Source organism: Amycolatopsis mediterranei (genome assembly GCF_026017845.1).
Lineage (GTDB): Bacteria > Actinomycetota > Actinomycetes > Mycobacteriales > Pseudonocardiaceae > Amycolatopsis > Amycolatopsis mediterranei.
On the sequence record NZ_CP100416.1, the window covers coordinates 6203553 to 6204087 of the forward strand.

General features: G+C 69.3%; 1 pseudogene. It reads right to left on the reverse strand.

The features are described 5' to 3' along the window. Positions 1-535 (reverse strand): annotated as a pseudogene (locus ISP_RS27785) (DUF839 domain-containing protein); the annotation flags it as partial.

A 535-nucleotide genomic window follows, 5' to 3' on the forward strand; every position in this document is an offset into this window, starting at 1 on the left:
GCGAGGAACCGCACCGGCTGGGCGCCGTGAGCGTAGTCGGCGCGCAGGTCGAACAGGTACGCCGAGTCCAGCAGCCCGCGCTGGGTGTGCAGGCTGTCGCCCGCGTCCTCGACGAAGGCGACGTGGTCATTGTCCAGGAACGTCACGTTGTCCAGACCGGTGTGCTCCTTGTCGCCGTTGTAGACCAGCGACAACGTGCCGGTGTCGGCCTTCGGGTCGGCCTGGCTGAGCTTGAGCACCGCACCCCAGCCGCCGTAGCCGTCGTTGGCCGTGCTGGTGGCGTTGGTGTCGCCGGTCTCGTCGAAGTAGAACTCGCGGAAGCCGCTGCCCGGCCGGAACTGCCCGTTCTCCGGCCGCTTGAACGGGGTGGCCCCGGCCGCCTTGGCCAGCGCGTTCGCGTCGAACCCGGCCGAGGCCGGATCGGTCGCGGTGTCGTGGATGGTCACCCACTTCGTGCCGAAGGACAGGCCGTAGGTGTGCAGGTCCTTGGTGTCGTCGCTGAAGGCGTTGCCCTGCGGATGCGCGGCGTCGATCG